Genomic DNA, 18632 nt, shown 5'->3' with positions numbered 1-18632 from the left:
GAGGGCTGCCCCTTCATTCCTGGCGGGCGCGCGACGACGGCTACGGCACCTCGCCGCGTTGTCGGAACGCCGAATACCTCCCGTATACGGACGTCCCTGCGCCTGGCGACGCACCGCATCCGACGCCGCGCGCTGATCCACCAAGGATCACGGGACAGCACTTGGCTGAACTCCCCGTGCGGGCCCACTAGATTGACCGGGGCAGTGGACGGACCTGGCTGGTCAGGGGGCAACGGTTCATGAACGACGAAGGCACGCACCGCGCACGGGGCACGAGCGCGAAACGGGTGCCCGGACCCACGCCGCCGCCACCGCCGTCCGCGCCGCCCCGGATCGGGGCCCCGGCCGAGGGACCCCCGCTCGACGAATGGCTGCGCACCCCGCGCCGGCCGCAGGACCCGGGCATCTGGCGGTACGGATACACCCCGCGGCCCCCCGAGCGGCCCGAGGGCGTCTCCGACCGCTCCCTCGTGGTCGGCGTGGTGATCTCGCTGCTGTCCGGCCTGCTCCTGTGGTCGCTCTGGCGCAACGGCTACCTCCCCTACCGGCTGGTCCCGGTGAAGCTCTTCACCCCCGGCGACTGGTGGTACGCCGGGAGCTTCGGCGGTCCCGCGACGGTCGAAGGAGCCCGTGCCCTCACGGTGTACGAGGCCGTCCTGTTCGGGCTCCTGGTCTACGGCTGCGGACGCCTGGGCAACTGGTCCGAGCTCTTCCGCCGCCATGTGGCGGGCCGGGGGCAGCCCTTCCTCGCGGTGGCGGCGGCGGTGGGCGCGGGGCTGGCACAGCTGCTCGTCTGGAAGGACGCCGTGCCGGTCCTCAGGCCCGCCCTGATCCTGGCCGCCGCGGTCGTGGGCGGCGAGAACTTCCAGAGCCAGACGGTCGTGAACATCGTCTACACGGTGATCGCCGCCGCGGTGCTCTGGCCGTTCGCCCTGCTGGGGCACTGGCGCGAACTGGCCACCACCCATCTCGGGAAGCGCTCCGCCGCGCGGGCACCGGACGAGGCCCTCCCCGTACCGGCCCAGGTCTCCGCCACCGCTGCCGACCGGTGGCCCGAGCTGCGGGCCGCCGGATGGACGGACGCCGCCGACGCCCTGACCGCCGAGGTGCGCACCGGCCGCATGAACGACGTCGACTGCGCACGGCTGCGCCACGCCTGGGCCGCCGGCCGGGGCCACCCCGACCGGCTCGCCGCGCTGAGCGAAGCCGTCCTGCGGGCCGGCGGCGCCGCCGCCCTGCACCCCTCGGGCCGGCGCGACCTGCCCCGGCGCACCGCCCGGCACGATCTGCTCACCGGACAGGTCCGGATCGGCCGCTGCGCCGACGACGCGCACAACCCGTACGCCCGCCGGGGCGCGGGCCTGGCCCTGGACCCCACGCTGCTGGGCACCTCGCTGCTGGCGGTGGGCCCGCCCGGAGCCGGTAAGTCGGCCCGGCTGGTGCGGCCGGTCGTCGAGTCCCTCGCGCTCCAGGCCCTCGCCGGGAAGGCGGCGCTGCTCGCCGTCGGCGCCGCCGGAGCGCCGCTCGGCCACGACGACGCCTATGACGTCGTCGTGGCGATCGGTGACCCCGAATCCGCGCACGACTTCGACCTGTACGGCGGCACGACCGATCCCGACGAGGCCGCGACCGTGCTCGCGGAGGGGCTGATCGGCGACGTCGGCAGCCTCGACAGCCGACGCGCCGCGACCGTACTGGCCCAGCTGCTCGGCCCCTACCACGCCGCCCACGGCTGCTTCCCCGGCGTCCCCGAACTGCGCGAACTCCTCGACGGCGACCCGCACCCGCTGGCCGCGCTGAGGGCGTCGCTCGAAGCGGGCGGGCACCGGGCCATGCTGCGCGAACTGGACGCCCGCGCCCGGCAGGCGGGCGGGGCGGGAGATCCCGCCCCGGTACTCGCCGACCGGATCGCCCTGCTCGACCGGCCCGCGTTCGCCGGGTTCTTCACCACCGGTGAACAGGCCCGCGCCTTCTCCCTGCGCTCCCTGGAACAGCATCCGCTGCGGGTCCGCGTCGACCTCCCGGAACGCGGCCACGCGGAGGCGTCCCGGCTGCTCACCCGGCTCCTGCTCGCCCAGTTCAACGCCATCACCGCGGCCCGCACCGACCGTTCGCTCTTCGTCTGCCTCGTCCTGGACGACGCCACCCACGCCGTCACCGCCGAGACCGTCCGGGGCATCCGGCGCCTGCGCTCCGTGAACGCGGGCGTGGTCCTCGCGCTGCGTACGATCGACGACGTCCCGGAGAACCTGCACACCCCCCTGCTCGGCGCGGTCGGCTGCACCATGGCCTTCTCCGGCCTCACCACCTGGGACGGCAAGCGGTTCACGGAGGCATGGGGCAAGGAATGGGTGGAGACCCGTGAGGTCGCCCAGCACACCGTCTTCGCCGACCAGCCGTTCACCCGGGCCCTGCACGCGCTGCGCAAGCTCGTCACCGGCAAGGCCGTGACCAGGGACGCCGTGACCGTACGGCAGGTCGAGCGGGAGCGCTGGTCGGCCTCCGAGCTGGCGTACTCCGTTCCGGCCGGGCACGCGGTGCTCTCCCTGACGACGGTCGACGGCGAGCACGCACCCCCGCTCCTGGTGGAGCTCGGCGGCTGAGAACGGTCACGGGGACCCTGCCGCCCTGGCAGAATCGAAGGTGGCCGTTCATACGGGACGGCGAAATCGACACCATCGACCTCTGAGGGTTCCCGGTCCCATGCCCCCCACGCTCGCCTCGCTCATCAAGCACCCGGCACTCAAGCTCACGGTGCGCGCGGGAGCGGACCGGCTCGACACCCCCGTGCGCTGGGCGCACGCCAGCGAGCTCGCCGATCCCGTGCCGTACATGGACGGCGGCGAGCTCCTCCTCGTCACCGCCACCAACCTCGACGCCGAGAACGCCGAGGCGATGCGCCGGTACGTGCGGCGGCTGGCCGGAGCCGGAGTCGCCGGGGTCGGCTTCGCGGTCGGCGTCACCTACGACGACATCCCGCAGGCACTCGTCGACGCCGCCGACGAGGCCGGGATGCCGCTCCTCGAAGTCCCGCGCCGCACCCCGTTCCTCGCCATCAGCAAGGCCGTCTCCGCCGCCATCGCCGCCGACCAGTACCGCGCCGTCACCGCGGGCTTCGAGGCCCAGCGCGAACTGACCAGGGCCGCGCTCGCCGGGGACGGTCCCGCCGATCTCCTCACCCGGCTCGCCGCGCACGTCGACGGCTGGGCCGCCCTGTACGACACCTCGGGCGCCGTCGTCGCCGCCGCGCCCGACTGGGCCGCCCGCCGCGCCGCCCGGCTCACCCCGGACGTGGAGCGCCTGCGGGAGCGGCCCGCGCCGGCCAGCGTGGTCGTCGGCGGCACCGACGACCGGGTCGAGCTCCAGTCGCTGGGCACCGGACGCCGGGCCCGCGGCGCCCTGGCCGTCGGCACCGGGGCCGCGCTGGGGACCGCCGAGCGGTACGCCGTGCACTCGGCCGTCGCCCTGCTGACCCTGACCACCGCCCGCTCCCGCTCGCTCCAGGGGGCCGAGCAGCGGCTCGGCGCGGCGGTCCTGCGGATGCTGCTGGCCGGGGAGTCCGACCATGCGCGGGCCGTCGCCGGAGACCTGTACGGCGGGCTGCTGGACGCCCCGTTCCGGCTGCTGATCGCGGAGTCCACCGCACCGGCCGGATCCGAACCGCTCGCCGGGACGATGGAGGCCGCCGCCGCCCGGTCCGGCGAGACACTGCTCATGGTCCCCGAGGGCGAACGCCTGGTGGTCCTGGCCGCGGACGGCGGCGCGGCGGTCGCCGCCTGTACCGCGTACGCCGAGGCCCAGGACGAACGCCCGGCCCGCGAGCCGGGCGCCGAGGAGGGCGAGGTCGTCGTGGGCCTGTCCGCCCCGGCCGGACCGATCGCCGTGTCCGCCGCGTACAAGCAGGCCGAGCAGTCCCTCTCGGTCGCCCGCCGACGGGGCAGGGCCCTGGTCGAGCACGAGGAGCTGGCGGCGGGCTCGGTGCTGCCGCTGCTGGCCGACGACGCGGTACGGGCCTTCGCGGACGGGATGCTCCGCGCGCTGCACGAGCACGACGCGAAGGGCCGCGGCGACCTCGTCGCCTCCCTGCGCGCCTGGCTCTCCCGGCACGGCCAGTGGGACGCCGCCGCCGCGGACCTGGGCGTGCACCGGCACACCCTGCGCTACCGGATGCGCCGGGTGGAGGAGATCCTGGGCCGTTCGCTCGACGACCCGGACGCCCGGATGGAGCTGTGGCTGGCCCTCAAGGCGACGGCGGCGGGCACGACGACGGGACCCGCACCGAAGTGAACGACCCGCCGGGGGGACGGCAGCCCGTCGGCCGGACGCCGCGCGGAGAGCCGGAACCGGGGAACCGGAGAGCCGGGGAACCGGAACCGGAGAGCCGGACGCCGCGCGGAGAACCGGAACCGGAGAACACGAACCGCGGGTGGCCGGCCTCCTCCTGCGACAATTCGGAGCACGGCCATCCCCGCGTACTCCACCCCGGACAAACACTTTGAGCGCCCCGCCGCCCTACCGTGGGACACCAGTGGGGAGCCTTCCGGGCGCCCGCGATCTCCGTCACGACCTCCGAAGGGCCGGAACCGCCATGACTTCCACCCACGCCTTCTGGCTGGCCGGCCGCCGGGCCACCGGCGAGGACAGCTTCGACGTCACCAACCCCTACGACGGCCGTCTCGTCGGCACGGTCAGCGTGCCGACCGACGCGCAGACCGAGGAGGCCGTCGCCGCCGCACACGCCGTACGGGACGAGTTCGCCGCGACCCCGGCGCACGTCAGGGCCGCCGCCCTCGACCACGTCGTACGGCGTCTCGTGGAGCGCACCGAGGAGATCGCCCAGCTGATCTCGGCCGAGAACGGCAAGCCCATCAAGTGGGCCCGCGGCGAGGTCGGCCGGGCCGTCTCGGTGTTCCGCTTCGCCTCCGAGGAGGCCCGTCGCTTCAACGGCGGCGACGCCCAGCGGCTGGACACCGACGCCGGCGGCACCGGCCGCCTCGGGCTGACCCGGCGCTTCCCGCGCGGCGCCGTCCTCGGTATCGCGCCGTTCAACTTCCCGCTCAACCTGAGTGCCCACAAGGTCGCCCCGGCCATCGCCGTCGGTGCCCCGATCATCCTGAAGCCCGCCCCGGCGACCCCGATCTCCTCGCTGATCCTGGGCGAGCTGCTGGCCGAGACCGACCTCCCGGCCGGTTCCTGGTCCGTGCTGACGGTGCCCAACGACCGCATGCCCGCCCTGGTGAAGGACGAGCGGCTGCCCGTGATCTCGTTCACCGGCTCCGGCCCGGTCGGCTACTCGATCATGGAGTCGGTGCCCCGCAAGCACTGCACCCTGGAGCTCGGCGGCAACGGCGCGGCGGTCGTGCTCGGTGACTACGCCTCCGACGCCGACCTGGACTGGGCCGCCACCCGGATCGCGACCTTCTCCAACTACCAGGGCGGCCAGTCCTGCATCTCGGTGCAGCGCGTCATCGCGGACGCCTCGGTCTACGACCGGCTCGTCCCGAAGATCGTCTCCGCCGTCGAGGCGCTGGTCACCGGCGACCCCGCCGACGCGGCCACCGATGTCGGCCCGCTGGTCAGCGAGGACGCCGCCCAGCGCGTCGAGTCCTGGGTCGACGAGGCCGTCGGGGCCGGGGCGGCGCTGCTGACGGGCGGCAGGCGCGACGGGGCCACCTACGCCCCGACCGTGCTCACCGACCTCCCGGCCGGGGTGAAGCTCTCCTGCGAGGAGGTCTTCGGCCCGGTCATGTCCGTACAGAAGGTGGACGGCGAGGCCGAGGCGTTCGCCGCCGTCAACTCCTCCAAGTACGGCCTCCAGGCGGGCGTGTTCACGCACGACCTGCAGACCGCCTTCCGCGCCCACCGCGCCCTGGAGGTGGGAGGCGTGATCATCGGCGACGTCCCCTCGTACCGCGCGGACCAGATGCCGTACGGCGGAGCCAAGCAGTCCGGCGTCGGCCGCGAGGGTGTGCGGTACGCGATGGACGACTACACCTACGAGCGCGTCCTGGTCCTCACCGGCCTCGCGCTCTAGACAGGCCGCAGGCCCTCAGGAACCACCCGCCCGCATTCCGCCCGGACAGCACGACGGCGGGCGGGGCAGACGAACGGTCCGAGCCCACTGTGCGGGGGCTCGGACCGTTCGTGCTGCCTGCCCCAGGAGTGGTGCGTACCGCCGTGATCAGGTACATACGGACCAGAAGTACCCATCGACATCGGTACGTACGGTCCATCGGCCCCCCACGCGGCGAGGTGAGCTCCTCATGTCCGCCCCACCCCACACGTCCCAGGTCCCCAAAGTCACCGAGCGTGAAGCGCGCCGGGTGGCCGAGGCCGCCCGCGAGCAGGACTGGCACCGGCCCAGCTTCGCCAAGGAACTCTTCCTGGGCCGCTTCCGGCTCGACCTGATCCACCCGCACCCCCTGCCGCCCCCGGACGACGTCCGGCGCGGCGAGGAGTTCCTGGCCCGGCTGCGGACGTTCTGCGAGACGAGCGTCGACAGCGCCCTGATCGAGCGCGAGGCGAAGATCCCCGACGAGGTGGTCAACGGGCTCAAGGAGCTCGGCGCCCTCGGCATGAAGATCGACACGAAGTACGGCGGGCTCGGCCTCACCCAGGTGTACTACAACAAGGCGCTCGCCCTCGTCGGCTCGGCCAACCCCTCGCTCGGCGCACTGCTCTCCGCCCATCAGTCGATCGGCGTACCGCAGCCGCTGAAGATCTTCGGCACCCAGGAGCAGAAGGACACCTTCCTGCCCCGGCTGGCCCGCACCGACATCTCGGCCTTCCTTCTCACCGAACCCGATGTCGGCTCCGACCCGGCCCGGCTCGCGACCTCCGCCGTACCGGACGGGGACGACTACGTCCTGGACGGCGTGAAGCTGTGGACCACCAACGGGGTCGTCGCCGATCTGCTGGTCGTCATGGCCCGGGTTCCCGAGTCCGAGGGGCACCGGGGCGGGATCACCGCGTTCATCGTCGAGGCGGACGCCCCCGGCATCACCGTGGAGAACCGCAACGCCTTCATGGGGCTGCGCGGCATCGAGAACGGTGTGACCCGCTTCCACCGCGTCCGTGTCCCCGCCGCCAACCGGATCGGCCCCGAGGGTGCCGGTCTCAAGATCGCCCTCACCACCCTCAACACCGGGCGCCTCTCGCTGCCCGCGATGTGCGTCGGCGCCGGGAAGTGGTGTCTGAAGATCGCCCGCGAATGGTCGGCCGTACGCGAACAGTGGGGCAGGCCGGTCGCCCGGCACGAAGCGGTCGGCGCGAAGATCTCCTTCATCGCCGCCACCACCTTCGCGCTGGAGGCCGTCGTCGACCTCTCCTCCCAGATGGCCGACGAGAACCGCAACGACATCCGGATCGAAGCCGCCCTCGCCAAGCTGTACGGCTCCGAGATGGGCTGGCTGATCGCCGACGAACTGGTCCAGATCCGCGGCGGGCGCGGCTTCGAGACCGCCGACTCCCTCGCCGCCCGCGGCGAACGCGCCGTCCCCGCCGAGCAACTGCTCCGCGACATGCGCATCAACCGGATCTTCGAGGGCTCCACCGAGATCATGCATCTGCTGATCGCCCGGGAGGCCGTCGATGCCCATCTGAAGGTCGCGGGCGACATCATCGACCCGGACAAGCCGCTGTCGGCCAAGGCGAAGGCGGGCGCGAACGCCGCCGGGTTCTACGCCCGCTGGCTCCCGGGGCTGGTCACCGGGGCGGGCCAACTCCCGCGTACCTACGGTGAATTCCATCCCTCGGGCCACCCCGACCTCGCCGCCCATCTGCGCTTCGTCGAACGCTCCGCCCGCAAACTGGCCCGGTCCACGTTCTACGCGATGTCGCGCTGGCAGGGCCGTATGGAGACCAAGCAGGGCTTCCTCGGCCGGATCGTCGACATCGGCGCCGAACTCTTCGCGATGAGCGCCGCCTGTGTGCGCGCCGAACTCATGCGGACCGGCGGCGAACACGGACGCGAGGCCTACCAGCTCGCCGACGTCTTCTGCCACCAGTCCCGGATCCGGGTAGAGGAGCTGTTCACCCGCCTCTGGTCCAACACCGACGACCTCGACCGCCGGGTGGTCGACGGCGTGCTGGCCGGGAGGTACACCTGGCTGGAGGAGGGCATCGTCGACCCGAGCGGCGACGGCCCCTGGATCGCCGACGCCACACCGGGAGCGTCCACGAAGGAGAACCTCCACCGGCCGATCGGCTGAGCGCCGGTCCGCCGAGCGAGGTACGTGCGGGGCGCGTCCAGCGAGTGGACGCGCCCCGCCCGGCTGCCCGGCGCACGGCAGGATGGGGGACCGTGACCGTCATCCACATCCCCGGCTCCAAGTCCGTCACCGCGCGCGCCCTGTTCCTGGCCGCCGCGGCGGACGGCACCACCACCCTGGTGCGCCCCCTGCGTTCGGACGACACCGAGGGCTTCACCGAAGGGCTGACCCGCCTCGGATACGCGGTCACCCGGGAGCCGGACCGCTGGCACGTCGAAGGCCGCCCGGCCGGACCCGCCGCCACCGACGCCGACGTCCACTGCCGCGACGGAGCCACCACCGCCCGCTTCCTGCCGACGCTCGTCTCCGCCGCCGCCGGGGGAACCTATCGCTTCGACGCCTCCGCGCAGATGCGCCGCCGGCCGCTCGCCCCGCTCACCGAGGCGCTGCGCACGCTCGGCGTGGACCTGCGGCACGACGAGGCCGAGGGCCACCACCCGCTGCGCATCCACGCCGGTGGCATCAGGGGCGGCGAGCTGACCCTGGACGCGGGGGAGTCCTCCCAGTACCTCACCGCCCTGCTGATGCTCGGCCCGCTCACCGCTGAGGGCCTGCGCATCGAGGTCACCGAGCTGGTCTCGGCGCCGTACATAGAGATCACCCTCGCGATGATGCGCGCCTTCGGGGCCGAGGTCGCCAGGGAGGGGAACACCTTCACCGTCCCGCCCGGCGGCTACCGGGCCACCACCTACGGCGTCGAACCCGACGCCTCCACCGCGAGCTACTTCTTCGCCGCGGCGACCCTCTCGGGCCGTGAGGTCACCGTCCCCGGGCTCGGCACCGGAGCACTCCAGGGCGACCTGCGCTTCGTCGACGTCCTGCGCCGGATGGGCGCCGAGGTCCGCACCACGGCTGACGCCACGACCGTCCGCTCCGACGGCACCCTGCGCGGGCTCACCGTCAACATGCGCGACATCTCCGACACGATGCCGACCCTGGCCGCCATCGCGCCGTTCGCGGACGCACCGGTACGGATCGAGGACGTCGCCAACACCCGGGTCAAGGAGTGCGACCGGCTGGAGGCGTGCGCCGAGAACCTGCGCCGCATGGGCATCACCGTCCACACGGGGCACGACTGGATCGAGATCCACCCCGGCATCCCCCGCCCCACCGCGATCGCCACCCACGGCGACCACCGCATCGTCATGTCGTTCGCGGTCGCCGGACTGCGGACGCCGGGTCTGACGTACGACGACCCCGGCTGCGTACGCAAGACGTTCCCGGAGTTCCACGAGACCTTCGCCGGGTTCGCCGCGGAGCGAAAATGACCGGACCCGTCGGCCGCGGACGGCTGGCCTCGCGTCCATGATGTCCCGTGACGGCCTGCTGTCCATCCTCGAACTGCTGCACCGTGCGGGCACCGAGGTGGTGCTCGCCGGAGGCTGGGGCGTCGATGCCCTGCTCGGTGAGCAGACCCGTGAGCACCGCGATGTCGACCTGCTGCACCACCGCGACCAGGAGCCCGCCGTCGTCGCCGCGCTGACGGCGGCCGGCTACACGGAGACGCTGGACTGGCGTCCCGCGCGCTTCGTCCTCAGCCACCCGTCGGGGCTGGAGATCGACCTGCACCCGATGGAGTTCGCCCCCGACGGCTCCGCGCTCCAGTCCTCGCTCGACCCCGCCGAGCCCTACCACTATCCGGCCGAGTGCTTCGTCACCGGCACCATCGGGGGCACCGAGGTGCGCTGCGTCTCGGCCGAGCAGCAGGCGCTGTTCCACCAGGGGTACGAACCGGCCGACCGCGACCGCCACGACATGGAACAACTGCGGCTGAGGTTCGGCATCGAGACCCCCGTCCGACCACCGCCGCGGAGCCCGGCGGCCCGCTCCGGTTCCGCTCCACGACCCGCGGCCGCGGAACGGGCGGACAGCGGACGCGCAACGGAATTCCCGCGCCGCGCACAGCGGATCGGGACGCACTGTCCGACCACACAGGTGAAGCGGCAACAATGGGGGGCATGAGCGACAGCCCTGCCCCCCTCGCCGACCCGCATCTCGTCTTCGACGCCGCTGAAGGACGCCGGGATCTCGTGATCCTCGGCTCCACCGGGTCCATCGGCACCCAGGCCATCGACCTGGTGCTGCGCAACCCCGACCGCTTCCGCGTCACCGCGCTCTCGGCCGCGGGCGGCCGGGTCGCCCTCCTCGCCGAGCAGGCGCGGACACTGCGGGTGCGTACGGTGGCGGTCGCCGCCGAGGACGCGGTACCGGCCCTGCGCGAGGCACTGCGGGAGCGGTACGGGGCCGGCGAGCCCCTCCCCGAGATCCTGGCCGGACCCGAAGCGGCCACCCGGCTCGCCGCGAGCGACTGCCACACCGTGCTGAACGGGATCACCGGCTCCATCGGGCTCGCCCCGACCCTCGCCGCCCTGAAGGCGGGCCGCACCCTCGCCCTCGCCAACAAGGAGTCGCTGATCGTCGGCGGCCCGCTGGTGAAGGCGCTCGCCGCCCCCGGCCAGATCATTCCGGTCGACTCCGAGCACGCCGCGCTCTTCCAGGCGCTGGCCGCCGGGACCCGCGCCGATGTCCGCAAGCTCGTCGTCACCGCGTCCGGCGGCCCCTTCCGGGGACGTACGCGGAGCGATCTGGCCGACGTCACCCGGGAACAGGCCCTCGCCCACCCGACCTGGGCCATGGGCCCGGTCATCACGATCAACTCCGCGACCCTGGTCAACAAGGGACTGGAGGTCATCGAGGCGCATCTCCTCTACGACATTCCGTTCGACCGGATCGAGGTCGTGGTCCACCCGCAGTCGTACGTTCATTCCATGGTGGAGTTCACCGACGGCTCCACGCTCGCCCAGGCCACCCCGCCGGACATGCGCGGCCCGATCGCCATCGGTCTCGGCTGGCCGCAGCGCGTCCCGGACGCCGCACCGGCCTTCGACTGGTCGAAGGCGGCCAGCTGGGAGTTCCACCCCCTGGACAACGAGGCCTTCCCGTCCGTCGGACTCGCCAGGCACGTCGGTACGCTCGGCGGCACCGCGCCCGCGGTCTTCAACGCCGCGAACGAGGAGTGCGTGGACGCATTCCTCGCAGGACGGCTGCCCTTCAACGGAATCATGGATACGGTCACCGCTGTGGTGTCCGAACACGGCACCCCTGCCCCGGGAACTTCGCTGACGGTCGCGGACGTCCTCGATGCGGAGACCTGGGCCCGTGCCCGGGCCCGGGAACTCTCGGCGAAAGCGACAGCGGAGGCGCGCGCATGAGTCTGACCACGATCCTGTTGACGATCCTGGGGATCGCCATCTTCGCCGTGGGCCTGTTGTTCTCGATCGCCTGGCACGAGCTGGGACACCTCTCGACCGCCAAACTCTTCGGCATCCGGGTACCGCAGTACATGGTCGGCTTCGGCCCGACCGTCTGGTCGCGCAAGAAGGGCGACACCGAGTACGGGATCAAGGCCATCCCGGCGGGCGGCTACATCCGCATGATCGGCATGTTCCCGCCCGGACCGGACGGACGCATCGAAGCGCGCTCCACCTCGCCCTGGCGCGGCATGATCGAGGACGCCAGGTCCGCCGCCTTCGAGGAGCTCGAACCGGGCGACGAGACGCGGCTCTTCTACACGCGCAAGCCGTGGAAGCGCGTCATCGTGATGTTCGCCGGACCGTTCATGAACCTGGTCCTGGCGATCGCGATCTTCCTCGGTGTGGCGATGACCTTCGGCTTCCAGACCCAGACCACCGAGGTCGCGGGCGTCCAGAAGTGCGTGATTTCGCAGAGCGACAAGCGCGACACCTGCAAGAAGTCCGACCCCGTCTCACCGGCGCAGGCCGCCGGACTGCAGAAGGGCGACCGGATCGTCGCCTTCGACGGCAAGAAGGTCGACGACTGGGCGACGCTCTCCGACCGCATCCGCGAGACCATCGGCCCCGCCACCCTCACCGTGCAGCGCGACGGTCGGGAAGTGACCCTGCACGCGGTGCTGCGCGAGAACGCCGTGGCGAAGAAGGACTCCAAGGGCGAGGTCGTGCCCGACCAGTACATCAGGGCGGGCTACCTGGGCTTCGCCGCGCAGTCCGAGATCGTGCCGCTCTCCTTTGGCGACTCGGTCGACCGCATGGGCGACATGATGGAGAACGGCGTCCACTCGATGATCGCCCTGCCCTCCAAGATCCCGGATCTGTGGGACGCGGCCTTCGGCGACGGAGACCGCGCCGACGACTCCCCGGTCGGGGTGGTGGGCGCGGCCAGGATCGGCGGCGAGGTGATGACGCTGGACGTCCCGGCGCAGAACCAGATCGCGATGATGCTGTTCCTGCTGGCCGGTTTCAATCTCTCGCTGTTCCTGTTCAACATGCTCCCGCTGCTCCCGCTGGACGGCGGACACATCGCGGGCGCCCTGTGGGAGGCCGTGCGCCGCAATGTGGCCAAGGTCTTCAAGCGTCCCGACCCGGGCCCGTTCGACGTGGCGAAGCTGATGCCGGTCGCCTATGTCGTCGCGGGGATCTTCATCTGCTTCACCCTGCTCGTCCTGGTCGCCGACATCGTGAACCCGGTGAAGATCTCCTGACCGCACCGTCCGCCCCGGCAGTCGCTCAGGTGGCCGCCGGACACCCACCTGGTGTCCGGCGGGCCGTCACCGGATTGCCCTGGCGACGTGATGCGTCCGCCCCGGCTCCGGTGCCGTAACCTCGAAGGCCGGGGCCCGCCGATCCCGGGACCCCTGCCCACCTTGATCCGCACCTTGATCCACACCTTGGGGATGCTCAGCGCATGACTGCGATTTCTCTCGGAATGCCGGCCGTTCCGACCAAGCTCGCCGACCGAAGGGTCAGTCGAAAGATCCAGGTCGGATCGGTCGCGGTCGGCGGGGACGCACCCGTGTCCGTGCAGTCGATGACGACGACGCGTACGTCGGACATCGGTGCGACGCTCCAGCAGATCGCCGAGCTGACGGCCTCCGGCTGCCAGATCGTGCGGGTGGCCTGCCCGACGCAGGACGACGCCGACGCGCTGGCGACGATCGCGCGGAAGTCGCAGCTCCCGGTCATCGCGGACATCCACTTCCAGCCGAAGTACGTCTTCGCGGCGATCGACGCGGGCTGCGCGGCGGTCCGGGTGAACCCGGGCAACATCAAGCAGTTCGACGACAAGGTCAAGGAGATCGCGAAGGCGGCCGGTGACGCGGGTACGCCGATCCGGATCGGCGTGAACGCGGGCTCGCTGGACGCGCGGCTGCTGAAGAAGTACGGCAAGGCCACCCCCGAGGCTCTGGTGGAGTCGGCGCTGTGGGAGGCGTCGCTCTTCGAGGAGCACGGCTTCGGCGACATCAAGATCTCGGTGAAGCACAACGACCCGGTCGTCATGGTCAACGCCTACCGTCAGCTGGCCGCGCAGAGCGACTACCCGCTGCACCTCGGTGTGACGGAGGCGGGCCCGGCGTTCCAGGGCACGATCAAGTCGGCCGTCGCGTTCGGCGCGCTGCTCTCGGAGGGCATCGGGGACACGATCCGGGTGTCCCTGTCGGCGCCGCCGGTCGAGGAGGTCAAGGTCGGCCTGCAGATCCTGGAAGCGCTGAACCTGAAGCAGCGGCGGCTGGAGATCGTGTCCTGCCCGTCGTGCGGCCGGGCGCAGGTGGATGTGTACAAGCTGGCGGACCAGGTCAGTGCCGGTCTTGAGGGCATGGAGGTCCCGCTGCGGGTCGCCGTGATGGGCTGTGTCGTCAACGGTCCCGGTGAGGCCCGCGAGGCGGACCTCGGGGTGGCCTCCGGGAACGGCAAGGGCCAGATCTTCGTGAAGGGCGAGGTCATCAAGACCGTACCGGAATCGAAGATCGTCGAGACCCTCATCGAAGAAGCCCTGAAGATCGCCGAGCAGATGGAGAAGGACGGCATCCCGTCCGGCGAACCCGAGGTCTCCATCAGCTGACCCGCAGCTCCTTCCCGTTGCCGTGCCCCGCCGGACCCCGTGTCCCGCGGGGCGCGGCCGTCTCCGGGCGGGCCCGTGCCCGGAGCACCGCCCGGTCCCGTACCCCCATGCGAGCGGCGCCCCACAGCCTTGTTCGGTACAGTGCGGAAATCAGCAGACCGTATGGTGAGGCCCCCTCGTGTTGACGCAGACCACCACCCGGGTCCTCGAACCCAGCGACCTCGGCGCAGCGCTCGCCATCCTGGAGAGCGAGCCCGTGGCCAATGCCTTTGTGACCTCGCGCGTGCAGGCCGCCGGACTCGATCCCTGGCGCCTCGGCGGTGAGATGTGGGGCTGGTACGCCGACGGCAGGCTGCGCTCGCTCTGCTACTCCGGGGCCAATCTCGTCCCCGTCTGCGCCGGACCGGAAGCCGTCAGGGCCTTCGCCGACCGCGCCCGCAGGGCCGGCCGCCGCTGCTCCTCGATCGTCGGCCCCGCCGGGCCCACCGCCCAGCTGTGGCGCCTGCTGGAACCCGGCTGGGGCCCCGCCCGCGAGGTCCGGGCCAACCAGCCGCTGATGGTCACCGAGAGCCTGTCCGCCGAGGTGGCGCCCGACCCCTTCGTACGCCGCATCCGCAAGGACGAGATGGACATCGTGATGCCGGCCTGCGTGGCGATGTTCACGGAGGAGGTCGGGATCTCCCCGCTGGCGGGCGACGGCGGGCTCCTCTACCAGGCACGCGTCGCCGAACTGATCGGCTCCGGCCGCTCCTTCGCCCGTATCGAGGACGGCAAGGTCCTCTTCAAGGCGGAGATCGGCGCCACCACCACCCAGGCATGCCAGATCCAGGGCGTCTGGGTCGCCCCCGAATTCCGTGGCCGCGGCCTCTCCGAGACGGGCATGGCGGCCGTCCTGGCCCATGCGCTGGCCGATGTGGCACCGGTCGTCAGCCTGTACGTGAACGACTACAACACCCCCGCACGCAAGGCATACAGCCGCGTGGGCTTCCGCGAGGTCGGCGCCTTCATGAGCGTGCTGTTCTGACCGTGCGAACGGGCCAGTAGGGTTCGCGCATGGCAGCAGCAGTCCCCGGGAACGACCCCGGAATCCCCGGCATCGTGATCGGCCCGCTCGATCTGGCCGCACGGGTCGACGAAGCCCTGCTCGTCCAGGCCGTCGCCTTCGGCCTCAGCCAGGACGAGATCGACGTGCGCCGCCACATCGTCCTCAGACACCTCGACCATCCCTTCGCGCGGGCCCTCGGCGCCACCACCCCCACCGGGCGGCTCGTCGGCTTCGTCTACGGCCTGCCCAACAGCCGCACCCACTGGTGGTCCACCGTCGTCGAGCCCTATCTCCGGGCCACCGGCTCCGACGGCTGGCTCGACGACTCGTTCGTGATCACCGAGCTCCATGTCCACCCGGACCACCAGCAGCGCGGTATCGGCCGGGCCCTGATCACCACCATCACCGACGCCGTCGACCACCCCCGCTCCATCCTCTCCGCGATCGACACGGAGAGCCCGGCACGCGGTCTGTACCGCGCGCTGGGCTATCAGGACCTGGCCCGTCAGGTGGTCTTCCCGAGCGCTCCGCTGCCGTACGCGGTGATGGGAGCACCCCTGCCGCTGCGCCGCCCGGACCGAATCGATTTCCGCCCGCACGGGGCGCCCGGCTAATCTCGGCCACACCACCCTTGCGAGCAGGAGTTCACCATGGCCCAGGTCCAGCGCATGTCCCGATTGATGATCAAGACACTGCGCGACGACCCGGCGGACGCCGAGACGCTCAACCACAAGCTGCTCGTCCGGGCCGGATACGTACGTCGCACCGCCGCCGGCATCTGGTCCTGGCTGCCGCTGGGCAAGAAGGTCCTGGAGAACATCACCCGCGTCGTCCGCGAGGAGATGGACGCCATCGGCGGCCAGGAGGTCCTGCTGCCCGCGCTGCTGCCCAAGGAGGCGTACGACGCCAGCGGGCGGTACGAGGAGTACGGCGACCTGCTCTTCAAGCTCAAGGACCGCAAGGGCGCCGACTATCTGCTCGGCCCCACGCACGAGGAGATCTTCACCCAGGTCGTCAAGGACATGTGCTCGTCCTACAAGGACCTGCCCGTGATCCTCTACCAGATCCAGACCAAGTACCGCGACGAGGCCCGCCCCCGCGCCGGTGTGCTGCGCGGCCGCGAGTTCCAGATGAAGGACTCGTACTCCTTCGACACCACCGACGAGGGTCTGGCCGAGGCGTACCAGCTTCACCGCGACGCCTACATCCGGATCTTCGAGCGCCTGGGCCTCGACCACCGCATCGTCTCCGCCGTCTCCGGCGCGATGGGCGGCTCCGCGTCCGAGGAGTTCCTCGCCCCCGCCCCGGCCGGTGAGGACACCTTCGTCGACTGTCCCGCCTGCGACTACGCCGCCAACACGGAGGCCGTGACCTTCAAGGCCACCGCCGTCGACAGCTCCGCGACCGGCCCCGTCGAGGAGCTGGACACCCCCGACACCCCGACCATCGAGACCCTGGCCGCCCACCTCGGCGTCCCGGCCTCCGCCACGCTGAAGAACCTCCTGGTCAAGGTCGACGGCGAGATCGTCGCCGTGGGCGTCCCCGGTGACCGCGAGGTCGACCTGGGCAAGCTCGGCGAGCACCTGGCCCCCGCCGTGGTCGAGCTGGTCACCGCCGAGGACTTCGTCGACCGCCCCGACCTGGTGCGCGGCTACGTCGGCCCGCAGGGTCTGGAGAAGGTCCGCTACATCGCCGACCCCCGCATCGCCGCGGGCACCGCCTGGATCACCGGCGCGAACAAGCCCGGCACCCACGCGAAGAACGTCGTCGCGGGCCGCGACTTCGAGGTCGAGGACTACCTCGACGTCGTCGTGGTCGAGGCGGGCGACCCCTGCCCCAACTGCGGCACCGGCCTCCAGCTGGACCGTGCCATCGAGATCGGCCACATCTTCCAGCTCGGCCGCAAGTTCGCCGACGCCTTCCAGCTCGACGTGCTCGGCCGGCAGGGCAAGCCGGTCCGGGTCACGATGGGCTCGTACGGCATCGGCGTCTCCCGTGCGGTGGCCGCGCTCGCCGAGCAGACCGCCGACGACAAGGGCCTGTGCTGGCCCCGCGAGATCGCCCCGGCCGACGTCCACGTCGTCGCCGCGGGCAAGGCCCTCCAGACGGAGCTGGCCCTCGACGTCTCCGAGAAGCTCAACGCGGCGGGCGTCCGGGTCATGGTCGACGACCGCGCGGGCGTCTCGCCCGGCGTGAAGTTCACCGACGCCGAGCTGATCGGCGTACCGAAGATCCTGGTCGCGGGCCGCCGCTCCGCCGAGGGCGTCCTGGAACTGAAGGACCGCCGCACCGGCGAGCGCGAGGAGCTGACCGTCGACGAGGCGATCGCCCGCCTCATCGCCGACCAGGGCTGATCCGACCGCCCGCACGGACGACGAAAGCCCCCGCGCACCTCAGGTGCGCGGGGGCTTTTCGCAGCGATCGGGCGGCATCGGGGCCGGGACCCCGCCGGCCGGCAGGGCAGCGGGCCGGGGCGCACCCCCGGTCGGCGCCCTGCCGGGGCGGGTGCCTACAGCCACCCCGCGAACTCCAGCGTCAGCTCGCCCGTCTGCCGCCGTCCCTCGGACAGCGCCCGGGTGCCCGACTCCACCGCCCGGAACAGCGTCCAGCCGTGCAGCCGTTCCTGCTCCACATCCAGCGACTCCGCGAGCTTCTTGACCCTCCGGCGGGCCGTCACCGGGCCGCCGGGCGAGGCGATCAGATCCTCCACCCGGTCGCGCACCAGCCGCGCCAGGTCATAGGCGCGCTCACCCACCAGCGGCTCCGGTCCGACCGTCAGCCACGGCGCGCGCTCACCCGACAGCACCTTGCTCTGGCGGAAGTTGCCGTGCAGCAGCAGGAGTTCGGGGGCGTGGGCGACCAACTCCTCGCGAGCGGCCAGGGCCGCGGAGACGAGCGGGGCCAGTACCGGGTCCGCCTCGGCGGCGGCCCGCATCGGGCCCGCCTGACGGGCGGTCCGCTCGGTGACCGTCTCGAAAGCGTGTCCGGCGGGCGGTTCGACCCACAGCCGTCGCACCGTGCCCGCCGCCTCCAGCAGGGCCTTCGCCTCCTGCAGCGAACGCAGCGACACCTCGTGGTGCAGCCGCTCCAGCAGCAGCCCGCCGGACGGTGCCGCGCCGGCGCCCGGAAGGTCCAGGAGCTGTACCGCGCCCCAGCCGTTCCAGTGGGCCAGCGCCGCCCGTTCGTGCTCGGGCCCGGCCGCCGGCGGGGCGATCTTCAGCACGGCCGGGGTCCCGTCGGGCCGCCGCACCAGCAGCACCAGGCCGCTGCGTCCACCGGGGGCGACCGCCCGTTCGACGGACAGATTCCGTCCGTTCCCGGTCAGTGCCTCCTCGGTGAGTGCGGGGAGCCGGCCGAGCCAGTCGGCGGCGACGGCGTCCCCGTACATCTCACCGAGCGCTCGCACCAGACGCTGCGGCGGTTCGAAACCCATACGTGCC

Annotated in this window: 12 protein-coding genes and 1 pseudogene; 12 read left to right on the top strand and 1 reads right to left on the bottom strand. The window is 72.2% G+C overall.

The window, feature by feature from the left end:
- Positions 1 to 239 precede the first annotated feature (239 nt).
- The 12 genes and pseudogenes from A6A29_RS34930 (at position 240) to A6A29_RS34875 (ending at position 17546) form a co-directional block, all read left to right on the top strand.
- Positions 240 to 2603, top strand: coding sequence for an ATP/GTP-binding protein (locus A6A29_RS34930; RefSeq protein ID WP_073726754.1), 2364 nt, complete (start codon positions 240 to 242; stop codon positions 2601 to 2603).
- A gap of 100 nt (positions 2604 to 2703) precedes the next feature.
- Complete coding sequence (locus A6A29_RS34925) at positions 2704 to 4287, top strand: PucR family transcriptional regulator (protein ID WP_073726752.1); 1584 nt, start codon at positions 2704 to 2706, stop codon at positions 4285 to 4287.
- A gap of 301 nt (positions 4288 to 4588) precedes the next feature.
- Complete coding sequence (locus A6A29_RS34920) at positions 4589 to 6034, top strand: aldehyde dehydrogenase family protein (RefSeq protein ID WP_073726750.1); 1446 nt, start codon at positions 4589 to 4591, stop codon at positions 6032 to 6034.
- Positions 6035 to 6263: 229 nt separating this feature from the next.
- Positions 6264 to 8210, top strand: a complete 1947-nt coding sequence (locus tag A6A29_RS34915) for an acyl-CoA dehydrogenase family protein (protein WP_073726748.1) — start codon at positions 6264 to 6266, stop codon at positions 8208 to 8210.
- A gap of 92 nt (positions 8211 to 8302) precedes the next feature.
- Positions 8303 to 9538, top strand: a complete 1236-nt coding sequence (gene aroA / locus A6A29_RS34910; protein ID WP_073726746.1) for a 3-phosphoshikimate 1-carboxyvinyltransferase — start codon at positions 8303 to 8305, stop codon at positions 9536 to 9538.
- Positions 9539 to 9566: 28 nt separating this feature from the next.
- Positions 9567 to 10061 (top strand): annotated as a pseudogene (locus tag A6A29_RS34905) (nucleotidyltransferase domain-containing protein); the annotation flags it as partial.
- 167 nt (positions 10062 to 10228) lie between these two features.
- Positions 10229 to 11482 carry a 1-deoxy-D-xylulose-5-phosphate reductoisomerase gene (gene dxr / locus A6A29_RS34900; protein WP_073727360.1) on the top strand — a complete coding sequence of 418 codons (1254 nt, stop codon included), beginning with the start codon at positions 10229 to 10231 and terminating at the stop codon, positions 11480 to 11482.
- Positions 11479 to 12789: a M50 family metallopeptidase gene (locus tag A6A29_RS34895; RefSeq protein ID WP_073726744.1), complete on the top strand. Its 1311-nt coding sequence runs from the start codon at positions 11479 to 11481 to the stop codon at positions 12787 to 12789. The genes dxr and A6A29_RS34895 overlap by 4 nt, the downstream gene beginning before the upstream one ends.
- A 203-nt stretch (positions 12790 to 12992) precedes the next feature.
- Complete coding sequence (gene ispG, locus A6A29_RS34890) at positions 12993 to 14147, top strand: flavodoxin-dependent (E)-4-hydroxy-3-methylbut-2-enyl-diphosphate synthase (RefSeq protein WP_073726742.1); 1155 nt, start codon at positions 12993 to 12995, stop codon at positions 14145 to 14147.
- 181 nt (positions 14148 to 14328) lie between these two features.
- Entirely contained in the window at positions 14329 to 15171 is an 843-nt protein-coding gene (locus A6A29_RS34885) for a GNAT family N-acetyltransferase (protein WP_073726724.1), read from the top strand.
- 29 nt (positions 15172 to 15200) lie between these two features.
- Positions 15201 to 15806 carry a GNAT family N-acetyltransferase gene (locus A6A29_RS34880; protein WP_073726722.1) on the top strand — a complete coding sequence of 202 codons (606 nt, stop codon included), beginning with the start codon at positions 15201 to 15203 and terminating at the stop codon, positions 15804 to 15806.
- 36 nt (positions 15807 to 15842) lie between these two features.
- Positions 15843 to 17546: a proline--tRNA ligase gene (locus A6A29_RS34875; protein ID WP_073726720.1), complete on the top strand. Its 1704-nt coding sequence runs from the start codon at positions 15843 to 15845 to the stop codon at positions 17544 to 17546.
- A gap of 155 nt (positions 17547 to 17701) precedes the next feature.
- Here the strand turns inward: A6A29_RS34875 and A6A29_RS34870 are convergent, their stop codons facing one another.
- Complete coding sequence (locus tag A6A29_RS34870) at positions 17702 to 18625, bottom strand: aminoglycoside phosphotransferase family protein (RefSeq protein ID WP_073726702.1); 924 nt, start codon at positions 18623 to 18625, stop codon at positions 17702 to 17704.
- Positions 18626 to 18632: the final 7 nt, after the last annotated feature.

Source organism: Streptomyces sp. TSRI0281 (genome assembly GCF_001905125.1).
Taxonomy (GTDB): domain Bacteria; phylum Actinomycetota; class Actinomycetes; order Streptomycetales; family Streptomycetaceae; genus Streptomyces.
The sequence above is the reverse complement of the archived record's forward strand: the minus strand, read 5'-3'. Positions and strand labels throughout refer to the sequence as shown.

Bases quoted from the DNA above. Each gene is read 5' to 3' on its own strand.
- A6A29_RS34930 (WP_073726754.1), top strand. From the start codon at position 240: ATGAACGACGAAGGCACGCACCGCGCACGGGGCACGAGCGCGAAACGG.
- A6A29_RS34925 (WP_073726752.1), top strand. From the start codon at position 2,704: ATGCCCCCCACGCTCGCCTCGCTCATCAAGCACCCGGCACTCAAGCTC.
- A6A29_RS34920 (WP_073726750.1), top strand. From the start codon at position 4,589: ATGACTTCCACCCACGCCTTCTGGCTGGCCGGCCGCCGGGCCACCGGC.
- A6A29_RS34915 (WP_073726748.1), top strand. From the start codon at position 6,264: ATGTCCGCCCCACCCCACACGTCCCAGGTCCCCAAAGTCACCGAGCGT.
- dxr (WP_073727360.1), top strand. From the start codon at position 10,229: ATGAGCGACAGCCCTGCCCCCCTCGCCGACCCGCATCTCGTCTTCGAC.
- A6A29_RS34895 (WP_073726744.1), top strand. From the start codon at position 11,479: ATGAGTCTGACCACGATCCTGTTGACGATCCTGGGGATCGCCATCTTC.
- ispG (WP_073726742.1), top strand. From the start codon at position 12,993: ATGACTGCGATTTCTCTCGGAATGCCGGCCGTTCCGACCAAGCTCGCC.
- A6A29_RS34880 (WP_073726722.1), top strand. From the start codon at position 15,201: ATGGCAGCAGCAGTCCCCGGGAACGACCCCGGAATCCCCGGCATCGTG.
- A6A29_RS34875 (WP_073726720.1), top strand. From the start codon at position 15,843: ATGGCCCAGGTCCAGCGCATGTCCCGATTGATGATCAAGACACTGCGC.
- A6A29_RS34870 (WP_073726702.1), bottom strand. From the start codon at position 18,625: ATGGGTTTCGAACCGCCGCAGCGTCTGGTGCGAGCGCTCGGTGAGATG.